Genomic DNA, 11,727 nt, shown 5'->3' on the forward strand with positions numbered 1-11,727 from the left:
TTCACCGTTACACGTTTTACACCCTAAAATGTTATGAAAAACCTTTCTGAACAAAGCCTGTAGCCTGATTTGTGTAATTCTCATCGATATGAAGCAATAAGTTGAGAATTTTTTAATATGGGGCTCATTAATTCTCAACAATTAAGTGTGGCATAACATTAATGTCTAAAACTTCTCAGTCTCGCATGCCAGATTGGTTCGTAGTCGTCGAGTGGTGATTGTGACAATAAAGATCGAAACTTATGCTTTATCAACATGGCTATCTTAGATAAGTGTGCCAACAAAGTTTGAAACACACTTTTGCCCCATTATTAGTTTCACCAAAGCCCTACCAGTGAAGTAGTAAGTTTCCCTACTTTGCATAAATACTTATTTGTCGAAATCTGATACAACACTACAGTCTTGCTACGATATTTGATATTGTGGCAAAAACGATTATTGAGTGAGTCAGAATGATTTCAGGGTTAAATGGTGGAAACTGCATTCTTAGCTCTATGGCGAAAGAAAGAGTTAAGAACGGCATTTTAGATCAGGCACAAGTTGTGGGCTGCAAAGGTGAATACACGGTCGTATTTAACGGTATGGAGTGGAAAGGTGAGCCGTTAGTATTAAGTAGTTCTAGGCAGCCTTATGAGGCTCGTATCTTCAAGAGTTTAGACGGTGCTATCGCTGAGCTATTGCGTATTGGGCTTACAGAAGCATCTATTAAAATTACAGCTCAATCAGACAACGATTAATCACAAATCATTGAATTTGGAACAAAGATGAACATTAAAGAAGAAACAGTATATTCAAACGTTGAGACCGCCAATAGCAAACAGCTTGCGATTCTCAAGAAACATTTCCCAAATTGCTTTGATCGTGATGGTAATTTCATTCAAGAGAGAATGCTTGAAGTGGTGAATGACAGTGAGATTGAACTGTCAAAAGAAAGCTATTCGTTGAATTGGTTAGGTAAATCATACTCTCGTTTGTTGGCGAACTTACCACCTAAAACTCTGATTCATGCAGATGTAGAGCATAACACTCAAGACAGGCATAAAGACAGTAACAACTTGCTTATCAAGGGCGATAACCTTGAGGTTTTAAAGCACTTGGTCAATGCCTATAGTGAAAAAATCAAAATGATCTACACCCACCGTACAATACTGGTTCTGATGCGTTTGCTTATAACGATGACCGTAAATTTACTAAAGAACAACTTTCAGAATTAGCTGGTATCGACATTGATGAGGCAGAGCGTATTTTAAGCTTTGCTGATCAAGGTTCCAGTAGTCATAGCGCTTGGCTTACTTTCATGTATCCACGTTTGTATGTGGCGAGGGAATTACTAGCCGAAGATGGTGCCATCTTCATTTCTATTGATGATAATGAAATAGGCCAGTTGAAACTAATGTGTGATGAGGTTTTTGGTGAGTCTAATGCTATAGCTAACATTATTTGGGAAAAGAAATTTTCTCCACAAAATGATGATTCATCAATAAGTACTACACACGATTACATTCTCGCATACTCTAAAAGTAAGGTTGCTTGGAAGCCTAATCTTTTACCTAGAGGTGAAAGTAATCTTACAAAATTTAAGAATCCCGACAATGATCATAGAGGACTATGGACTAGTGGCGATTTGACGTCAAAAACTAAAGCTGCCAATCATTCATATGTGATTACATCACCAACAGGAAAAAAACATACTCCGCCTAAAGGCAGGCAATGGGCGCCGTCAGAAACTACTTTTAAGCGTTGGTTAGAAGAAGGAAGAATTTGGTTCGGAAAAGACGGAAATAATGTTCCAAGAGTTAAGCAATTTCTTTCAGAAATTCAAGGTGGTCTAATCCCTATGACAGTATGGAGGCAAGAAGATGTCGGGCATAATCAATCTGCTACCCAGGAACTAAAAAGGCTATTTAATGGTGAATCTACTTTTGAAACACCGAAACCAGTTTCATTAATAAAACAAATATTACAAATTGGGTCTAACAAGAACTCGATAGTTTTAGATTTTTTTGCAGGTTCAGGAACGACTGCTGCTTCAACTCTAGAATTAAACGCTGATGATGGTGGAAATCGCCAGTTTATTACCATTCAAATTCCAGAGGCGACTTCTGAGAAAAGTGATGTTTATAAAGCTGGCTTTGAGGATGTCTTTGAATTAACGAAAGAAAGAATCATAAGAGCAGCTAATTTTCTACGGGAGGGAGAAAAAGAGTATCAAGGCGATCTAGGCTTTAAAATTTTTGAAACAGTAGAAGATTTTCGAGTTGAAGAAAATGATAAAGAGCTAACCTTATCCAATCTTACGATGTTCGATGATGTTCTACTCACTGAGGAGCAGTATCAAACCTTACTCATCACTTGGGCTTTGTATGACGGTAGTGAGTTAACGACACCTATCCACGATATTGATCTCGATGGTTACACAGCGCATCTGTGTGATAGACGCTTGTATATGATCGCCCCAGACTTTAGTAGCAATGCGCTCAAAGCTTTACTTCACAAACTTGATGATACGGATGACAAAGATTTTGACCCAAACAAGATTGTTTATTATGCCAACAGCTTTGACAGTGTTAAGCAGATGGAGTTGAACGAAGCACTGAAGAGCTATGCAAATAAGAAATCTATCGAGATTGATGTGGTGGTACGTAACTGATGAGCAAAGGATTTACTTTTGAAAAGAATTTGCCACACCAAAAAGCTGGTGTTGACGCAGTTCTCAATATGTTTATCGGTGCAGAGCCACAACTCGACGACGATCAAAGTGTTCGGCTCTTGGCGAATCCAGAACTCGTTATCACCAAGCCACAGCAACGTTCAAATATAAAGGCTATTCACGAGTTTAATGCTATCGAGCACAGCAAAGAGCATTACAACGAGAATAGTAATGTGATTGATGTCTCGATGGAAACAGGTACAGGTAAGACTTACACTTACACAAAAACAATGTTCGAGCTGAACAAAGCTTTTGGTATCAATAAATTCATCATCATTGTACCAACGCTTTCGATCAAAGCTGGTACGGTGAACTTTCTTAAAAGTGATGCGCTTAAAGAACATTTTAGAGAGACAGAGCGTGAACTTAAAACGTATGTTGTTGAAAGTAAAAAAACATCTAAGAAAAACACCAAATCGTTTATGCCCCAAGCGATTCACGATTTTGTAGAAGCAAATAATTACAACAAAAAATACATTCACGTAATGGTGATTAACTCAGGAATGGTTAACTCCCCATCTTTGACGGAAGTATATGACCGTGGCTTATTGGATAACAGGTACAACACACCGATTGAAGCAATTGGTGCCGTAAAGCCATTCGTTATCATTGATGAACCGCATAAGTTTCCTAAAGCAAAGACAACGTGGAATAACATTGAAAAGTTTAATGCTCAAAGCATCATCCGCTATGGCGCAACGTTTAACGAGGATTACGAAAATCTTGTCTATCGTTTAACGGCCGTTGACGCATTTAATGATGATCTCGTTAAAGGCATTAATACCTTTATTGAGGAGATGGTCGGTGATGATGTTGCTAGCTTGACGCTCAAAAAATCGACCACAAAAGAGGCAAGCTTTGAGTTAAATGAAAACGGTACAAAGAGCACCATCAAAGTTGGTAAAGGTGAATCATTAGCGAAGGCTCACACTGAAATTCACGACCTATACGTTGAGTCGATGAACACAAAAATGATCGTTCTGAGTAATGGTGTTGAGCTTAAAGTTAATGAATCAATCAACCCATATTCATACTCAGATACGCTTGAAGATAATATGATGCGTAGGGCGATTAAAGAGCATTTCAAAGTTGAGAGAGAAATGCTCACACAACGTCCAAGAATCAAGCCTCTGACTCTGTTTTTCATAGATGACATCGAGGGCTATCGTGACGGAAATAACATCTCTGGAAGCTTGAAAACTAAGTTTGAAGAGTGGACTTTAGCTGAAGCTAAGGCACTACTAAAAACTGAAACAGATGAGTTCTACAAGCGGTATTTGGAAAGAACTATTGCTGATATAAGTAGTGTTCACGGTGGTTATTTCTCGAAGGATAACAGTGATAAGGACGAAAAAATCGAGCAAGAGATTAATGAAATTTTGCACGATAAAGAGCTGCTTTTGTCTTTAGATAACCCTAGACGATTCATTTTTTCGAAGTGGACGCTTAGAGAGGGCTGGGACAACCCAAACATCTTTACCCTTTGTAAGTTACGTTCAAGTGGTAGTACAACATCAAAGCTTCAAGAAGTGGGACGAGGCTTACGTTTGCCAGTTAATGAATATATGGCTCGTGTAAATGGTGAGTTTAGGCTGAACTACTTCGTAGATTTTACTGAGAAAGATTTTGTTGCCTCTCTAGTTCAAGAAGTGAATGAGACATCTTTCAAAGAGACTGTCCCATCTAAGTTGACTCAAGATCTTGAGGATAAAATCTTATCTAAATACCCTGACCTTGAGGCTTTGGATTTGATGATGGACTTACTTGAAAAAGGGATCATTGACAAAAGTAAAAACTTACTCGGGGCAACGGCTTATACGCAGTTAAAAGAGTCGTATCCTAACGCTTTCCCTAGCGGTGTTAAAAGCGGAAAAATTAAAGTTGCCACAGAGGGCAAAACTCGTTCTAAAATGCGAGTTGGTAAGTTTGATGAGCTAAAGCAACTGTGGGAAATGATCAATCAAAAGGCAGTATTAGAGTATAAAATCGCTAGCGAGAATGATTTCCTAAAACTCTTCACTACCTATTTGCTTGAAGAGTCTGAGAAGTTCAAAAAGACTGGCGTTCAAACACGTATTGAAAAAGTGTATGTGAGCAATGATACGGCAATGTCAAAAACAGTATTTGGTGATGATGATGACTTCACCAAGTTCTGTACTATGACCTACAAAGAGTTTGTTAATCGCCTATCGCAAACGGCATTTATCAAACCATCAACGCTGCATAAAGCATTTGTAGCCGTGCAAGGCACGATTAATATTACTGATTATTTGAACATTCAAACCATCAGAAAGATAAAATCAGGCTTTAGTAAATTCTTGTTGCATAACTCATTTAACAAGTTTGGGCTAGGATATAACATCATTTCCAACAGCCTACATCCAACTAAATTTACAGATGAAGCAGGTCAAGCTCTGAAGGATGTTACAGCAAGTGATCTCGGTTTACATTCGGATCATTCCGTACCGCCGCTGGACAGCTATCTATTTGAAGATGTGTTTTATGATTCTGAGCTGGAAAAGCTCAACATTACTGATGGTGAAATTGAGTCTGTATCGGTTTTTACTAAGATCCCTAAAAACTCAATAAGAATCCCTGTAGCGGGTGGCTATAGCTACTCTCCTGACTTTGCTTATGTAGTTAAGACCAGTAAAGGGGATTACCTGAACTTCATCATTGAAACTAAAAATGTTGAAGGAAAAGATACACTTAGAAAAGAGGAAGAGCGTAAAATCAAGCACGCTAAAGAACTGTTCAACCAGATCAGTAAAGAAGTGAAGGTTGAGTTTAAAACTCAGTTTGCTGGCGATGTAATTTATGATCTAATCAAGCAATCTGTTAGTGCTTAGAGTTTGCTGTTTAAAGGGGAGGTGAAGCCTCCCTATTCATAATGGTTAAATTTATATTCAAATTTATCACTCACCCTCTTCAATATTGGAGTGATTGTTCTAAATTGTTTTTGTCCAGAAACGTGTTTTATAAAATGGCAGTCCAAACACAAAAGAACCAGCCAAATGAACCCCGAAAAGTTTTAATCTTTAATGTAAAAGTTTCAGACATTGGTGTCAGAGTCACGATCTTATTGTCCACCGACATTAAGGCAATAGTTATTGAGAGATCTTCACAACATTTTGTACATTAAGTTGTTCTTGTAATTCATACAGCCTGAACATCAAAGAACTAATTTGTGTTTCTAATTCTTTGTTTATAGTTTTTAGATCATCTCGCTCTTGGCGGTATTGCTCTTTAAGTTTGACTTCTTTCTTCATTCTGGCTTTATGCTTTTCTTTCTCAGTTAGATTCTGCTTGTTTTGTAATAGTTTCGCTTTGACGGGATCGTAATTAGCGTTAAACGACTCAATGGCTGGGTTTGCTTCATTTTCAATAAAATCTTTAAATTTGTGTATGTAACTGTTACCAAGTCCAGCTTCGTTATTTATTTTATTAAGGGTTAATTTACCTGAAGGTGAAACATTTTGTGGCTTGCCCGAAATTAGGCGTTCTAAAGCTGCTCGCAATCTCGCTAATGCTTTTCCTGATTTTCTCATATTAACCTCTACTGGTTGCGATTATGCCTTTGATATTATCCTCAAAGGCTGTGACTTTAATTCCATGGTTGATAATCAATGACTCATTTATTTTTATCTTTTGCTTAACTCCGATAAGTATACTTTTCATCATAGGGTCGCCATTATTCAAATCTCGAAATGTATTTATTAGCCGCTTATTTTGACGTTGAGTTCTTTTGGCCTCCTTGTCTGTGATTATCTGATGTTCGCATGGTTTAATTTCAGCGGAGAACTCGCCAATACCACACACTCTACTGCAAGACGAATTAGTGCAGTATCCGCCTGTAGGTAGCTTGACAATAGAAAGCGTGCCATTGCGAACTAGGGACTCAATTTCAGTCCGCGTCATATATACCTTGTCTCCAGAGCGTAGTTTTTCAAACTTATCCTTGGCTATTCGTTCTCCACCTAGCCCACTTAGCGTTTCTGAAGCGTTGTATATTTCATCAAACATATCGACTGCAATGTTAACCCCTTCTTCATGCAATAGTTGGATTAAGTCAGAGTCTAACAAGACATCTTCGAAGTACTGAAGTTGGGCGTTTTTGCCGTAATATTCGGACATGTTTATATTTCTGTGTTTATATTGAAACTTGATTGTTGACGTTGTTCCAAATCCATAACGCTTAAAGAATACTGCGAATGTTCGTCTAAAGTCATGAGCACTGATCTTAGGTAAGAATTGACCTTCTTTGAGTTCTCCGTGCCATGAAGGGTTAAGGGTATTGAATGAATCAACATCTTCTTTTGTTGCTTTAATATTTAGTTGTTCCAAATAAGACTTGAGGTTTTTTGAGCGTGCAGCCGTTGAGCTGTAGTTGGTCTTTTTAGAGCCTCCTAGTGTTACTGGCAGAAATACAGACTCTAGCACCCGTAAGGTTTTTTTGTACTCATCTAAATTGATCTTTTGTTCAGTGTATTGCTTGTTCACATCATCTATGTAGGTTGTGCGAAGATATGCTGTGCAGTCATAGGCTAACTCAAGTGCATCTTTAGATATGCGGTGTGTTTGCCATACTTCTTTTTTAGGAATACCATTGACTGTTTTAGTAGTTTCACCTTTCAAAAAGCATATGTTATCGCCGTGTTCTCCTTCCCTTTCTTCGTAACTATCTTTAGTAAAGCTATTTAACTCTCCAACTCTTACACCGCTAAATGCCAGTAAAACTATCGCACAGGGAGTCAGAATATTAGAAATGTTTGTGCCGTCACGAGTAAGCTTAAAATCAGGAATGTTATGACCTATCTTCCGAATTCTATTACGAGTCCTGTCGTTTATCTGGCCTAGAGAAGACGATCTGTCTTTTCGATTTTTTTCTTCGTCGTATATAGTCTGAATTCGGTTCATAAGAGCCGATATTTCATGGCGATGGGGGTGCAGTGACTCTACTGTTGAGATAGCATCATTAAGTATTTGTTGGTAGATATTCGTTGGAATTGCAATGTATTGCTTGGTTGGCTTTATACTTTGTATGTTTAAGCTTTTTATCGTTACAATCCTATGGCACAGGTTCAGGCTATTTAGCAGACCAAAAGTGGTTACTACATTGTTGATTAGTGTTTGAGAAAGGCTCCTTTTAATTGCTAGCTCACTGAAAGATTTCTTGAATTGCTTGAATATTCTGTCGTCTGATAGAAGGTTCCAGTTACACTCGCCAAGGCTTTGAACAATATATTTCAGCCCATTCTTCCAGTGTTGAAGTTGTCCGATAGTTGGATGCGTTTTGTTCTTTTGTTTATATTCATCCATGATGTATGCGAGTGTGGACTGAATGTACTTGCGGTATTTCATGTCAATCCGTGAAAAAGAGATACCTGTTAGACCACCAACGCCTACTTGAATAGCGCCGCTAAACTTCCACTTTTTATCAAAAATGTAGCTTTCAACACTGCCATCACTGTAACTACTTACTGGTATGTTTTCGTCATAATCTGGTACTGAAGCTAAATTATGTTTTAATACTGAGGTCATGAAAACACCTCATGCAGATCATTTAGACTGTAGATATTCGAATACAAGGGGTGTGATGTTTGTTTTTGTAGCTCATAGGCTTGCTTATAATTTTCTGGAGATTTATCTCTAAATCCTCCTAGAATAGTTTCAATGGTGTTTAATAGTGTATTCATTTTCTTAGGTGGCATTGAGTTAATTGCAGGTGTTACTTCAAGCTCTTGTAATGTTTCCTTGAATGACATCATTAGCCATATATCTGTTACATCAGAGACCAATGAATGGTGCTCACACTCAAAGCAATCAAGAAAGCTGGTGCAAGCTTCTTCATCAGAGTTCATTTCAACTCCGATACGCTCTAGCATTTTATTTATGGTTTTTACAGCACCTTGTTTATTATCATTACAACGTATCCCTGTAGGGGTTCTTGCTTCATGAGACCTGTTAGAGCCCTCTCTCAGTGCTTCATACTCATAATGATCAAGAATGTTTGAATGTTTGTATTTAGCCTCTTCAACTGCGGTGTTGATATCAACGCCTTTAGCGTTGGAAAATTTAGCATCCATTGCCGCATTTAATTTTTTTTCGTGCTCTCCAGATGTCCCATGTAAATACTGTGATGAAACAACTTTAATGCTGTTGTTTGCCGACATTGCAACAAGATAAACAGACTCTGTTGCTTGAAACAGAGTGTCCATTTTGGTTTTTCTGAGTATTGAAGGGGTTATTTTAGGGAAGTCCAGTCTGGTCAATAGTTTGTTGATGCTTGCATGGGGGGAACTACCTATTTCAGAGTAAAGCTTTATCTGACCATCTTTACTATAGTAGGGGAAGAGAGGGCTGTTGCTATCACCATTTGCCATGCTTTTAGCTACATTTAACCAGCTTTCAATGAAGTCCTTTGCGTGTTTACTGAAACCAAGTGCGTTATCTTGCTCTTGGTGTTGAGCTCTACCTTTCACGGAATCCAGAATGTACTTTCCACCCTGCACCTCTTTGAAATTAACGTCTGAAATTTTCATCTTAGCTAAAGGCGTTGTATTCATTCCCGTAAACAAATAGCACAGCATCATTGCTATTTTTGTGATGGGGTTGTTTTTATGCCCTGAGCTGGGTTGTACTGCTCTTGAAAACGCAGCAAAATGGGCAACTCTGTCACTGCCTTTTATCCCTTTTTTTTGGGCTATTAGTTCTAGCAATTCTTTATCATAAAGCGGATGTTTTTCAGGCATTGTGCCAGCATTATAGTGTTCTAAAAGCTTAAAGTACGAGTTAAACAACCTTTTTGTGATCGGTTTTAATTCTCTCTCAATATCAAGACTTTTGTGGGGTGTCGTGTGTCCTGAAACATTTGATATTTTAGGAAGTCTTTTGGTATCCTGCGTCCTATTTAATTGCTTTAAAAGCCATGAAATATTTGTTCTGTGCCTCCCCCAGACAGGTCGAGAAAGTAATCCCTTACTGTTTTGCCTCCCACACCATGTCATGAATCCATCAATTAGTTCCCAGTGAAACATGTCTTTATCGATTAATTCAGTGTCGTTACTATCATCCACCCACCTAACGTATTTTATTAGCGTTTCATATCTAGAGGCTGTGGTAGAGGTGGCGTTCTCACTTAGCAAAGAGTATATTTGACGCACAAAACTGCTTCGTTTCATGTCAGTGAACTGACTAGTTTCAACCTTTCTGAAACCTCGAAACAATACTGGACAGGATTTAAAAGCAAACCTTTCAAAACGAAGAATACTGCCGTTTACACATATAACCATATCGGCTAAATGTAAGGTTTTAACTTCGGCCTTGCCTTTTATTAAGTTTTTACCTGGAAGTAGATATTTTCTCTTTCTGGTATTATGTTTTGGCATTATTGGCTCTCCATACCACTTATATCAGCATCTTCAAATGCACCTATAAATTCAAGGATATCTTCATAAATTTCATCGCCTGTAGGTTCGTCTTGAGCGATTTTAAGGTATATTAACGTTACGGACTCTTCACCGTGCCCAAGGCACTCACTCACTAAAGCAAGTGCTTTGTCAGGAGTTACACGCCTCAAAAGGAGCCTAAAAAGTGATACCGCAAATGTAGCTCTAAGATTGTGTATAGTTGCTGTTAGGTTAAACCCAGACAATATATTTACAGTGGCTCTAATTTCATTCCATCTGGCGTTGGCCTCGGGAAGTTTAGTGAAAAGTGGGACACCAGTTTGGCTAATGAATAAATACTCTTTTGTATCATCTACTCCATCCTCCCCATCAAAGTATCCTAGTTCGCCTTTTTGACGCTTAAGTTCACAATGTTCTTTGAATTTCGAGATACGCTTCTTATATCTATCACTTCTAGTGTATTCGTACAAAAGGTGCATAATTCGGGTGGGGATGATTGTTTGCCTAGATTTATTACCTGATCCAGCGGTTTTTGTTAATGAGCCGTATTGACCGCCAACACCAAGCTTCATTGCTTTCTTATCTTCACCAGGCTTTGCCACTTGACCTTTGTGAAGGCTAGCCACTTCTTCCTTTCTAAGCCCTGTGTATCGTGCGACAAGAAAGAACAGGCAATATTCAATTGATAAGTTGGAAGTAGTTGTTTCACCAGCAACTTTTTTGATAACTCGACGTGTATTGGTGAGAATATCCTCTACGGCAAGCCATTCTTTATTTGTTAGGGGTTTTAAATCTCGTCTAGCTGATGATAGTGCACCACCGTCATTACGTTTAGATTTTCCTAAATTCAACCGCAGATCTGTTGTGTGTATATCTTTACTCAAGTAGGCACCGATGCTTGTACTGCCTCCCTGATATTGTATAGAAACAACCTCGTGCTCAAAGGGAGGATTGTTAAACTTGTAGCCATTTCTGATGTGGAAAGAGTAAAACTTAACTACAGCACCCATATATGCAATTGCTGTAGTTCTGGCTATCGTATGGTTTGGGGTGTCAGGCTCAAGTACAGCCTTTATTAGAGCCTCTCGGTATTGGTACGTAGCTTTATCACTTTTTCTAAATGGGAATTTATCCCAGCTAGGTCTAGGCAGATCAATAAATTCTTCGTAAAGGTCTTCGTCGTATTCAGAGTCCCACAAGCGCTGTAATTCTAATAAGAATGAAAAGTAGTGAACTAAGCCTTTACTGTATTGTTCTGACTCTTGCTTATTGTCATTTAGGTGGTGTGCTAGTAAAAAGCGATTAACTTGTTCCATTGGTTCGTATGAGACTATATCGCCATTAGTGTTTCTACCAACCAAATTCAACAAAACAACCTTTTTAATATGCTTAGGTTGTTGTCGAGAGTATTTAATAGATAGTTCACCATTTTCATCAGGCGTAATTAGAGGGGTTCTATACGTGAATGGTTTTATTTCTGTTGTTTTGATCTCGTATACGATTGCCATGTGGTGATATCCAATTCATTCAGTCTGTAAACACAATAGTGGACATTCTCACATTGTCAAACGTGTATAGTTAGAGAGTGGAAGTAAAAGTGTATGGGTG

8 protein-coding genes and 1 pseudogene are annotated in these 11,727 nt (G+C 38.3%); 5 read left to right on the top strand and 4 right to left on the bottom strand.

Annotated features, from left to right (window positions below; all coding sequences use genetic code 11):
- The first annotated feature begins 452 nt into the window (after positions 1-452).
- The 5 genes and pseudogenes from IEW93_RS20900 (at position 453) to IEW93_RS20910 (ending at position 5,559) form a co-directional block, all read left to right on the top strand.
- The gene (locus tag IEW93_RS20900; protein ID WP_229706734.1) at positions 453-737 is read left to right on the top strand and encodes a hypothetical protein; all 285 of its coding nucleotides are present in this window, start codon (positions 453-455) and stop codon (positions 735-737) included.
- 27 nt (positions 738-764) lie between these two features.
- Entirely contained in the window at positions 765-1,214 is a 450-nt protein-coding gene (locus tag IEW93_RS22135; protein WP_229706735.1) for a hypothetical protein, read from the top strand.
- Positions 1,196-2,032: pseudogene (locus IEW93_RS22140) on the top strand (site-specific DNA-methyltransferase); the annotation flags it as partial. The gene IEW93_RS22135 and the pseudogene IEW93_RS22140, both read left to right, overlap by 19 nt.
- Positions 2,033-2,299: 267 nt before the next feature.
- Positions 2,300-2,650 carry a hypothetical protein gene (locus tag IEW93_RS22145; RefSeq protein ID WP_229706736.1) on the top strand — a complete coding sequence of 117 codons (351 nt, stop codon included), beginning with the start codon at positions 2,300-2,302 and terminating at the stop codon, positions 2,648-2,650.
- Positions 2,650-5,559 (top strand): type III restriction-modification system endonuclease, encoded by a 2,910-nt coding sequence (locus IEW93_RS20910; protein ID WP_188741150.1) that lies wholly within the window; start codon positions 2,650-2,652, stop codon positions 5,557-5,559. The genes IEW93_RS22145 and IEW93_RS20910 overlap by 1 nt, the downstream gene beginning before the upstream one ends.
- A 258-nt stretch (positions 5,560-5,817) precedes the next feature.
- On the opposite strand, the gene IEW93_RS20915 is transcribed toward IEW93_RS20910, so the two are convergent.
- The 4 genes from IEW93_RS20915 to IEW93_RS20930 are packed head-to-tail and all read right to left on the bottom strand — an operon-like array spanning position 5,818 to position 11,627.
- The gene (locus IEW93_RS20915) at positions 5,818-6,258 is read right to left on the bottom strand and encodes a hypothetical protein (RefSeq protein ID WP_011264070.1); all 441 of its coding nucleotides are present in this window, start codon (positions 6,256-6,258) and stop codon (positions 5,818-5,820) included.
- A 1-nt stretch (position 6,259) separates the two neighbouring features.
- Complete coding sequence (locus IEW93_RS20920) at positions 6,260-8,251, bottom strand: hypothetical protein (protein WP_188741151.1); 1,992 nt, start codon at positions 8,249-8,251, stop codon at positions 6,260-6,262.
- The gene (locus tag IEW93_RS20925) at positions 8,248-10,098 is read right to left on the bottom strand and encodes a hypothetical protein (RefSeq protein WP_099458585.1); all 1,851 of its coding nucleotides are present in this window, start codon (positions 10,096-10,098) and stop codon (positions 8,248-8,250) included. The genes IEW93_RS20920 and IEW93_RS20925 overlap by 4 nt, the downstream gene beginning before the upstream one ends.
- On the bottom strand, positions 10,098-11,627 hold the full coding sequence (locus tag IEW93_RS20930; RefSeq protein ID WP_099458586.1) for a tyrosine-type recombinase/integrase: 1,530 nt from the start codon (positions 11,625-11,627) through the stop codon (positions 10,098-10,100). The genes IEW93_RS20925 and IEW93_RS20930 overlap by 1 nt, the downstream gene beginning before the upstream one ends.
- Positions 11,628-11,727: the final 100 nt, after the last annotated feature.

The organism is Shewanella inventionis (assembly GCF_014641855.1).
GTDB lineage: Bacteria > Pseudomonadota > Gammaproteobacteria > Enterobacterales > Shewanellaceae > Shewanella > Shewanella inventionis.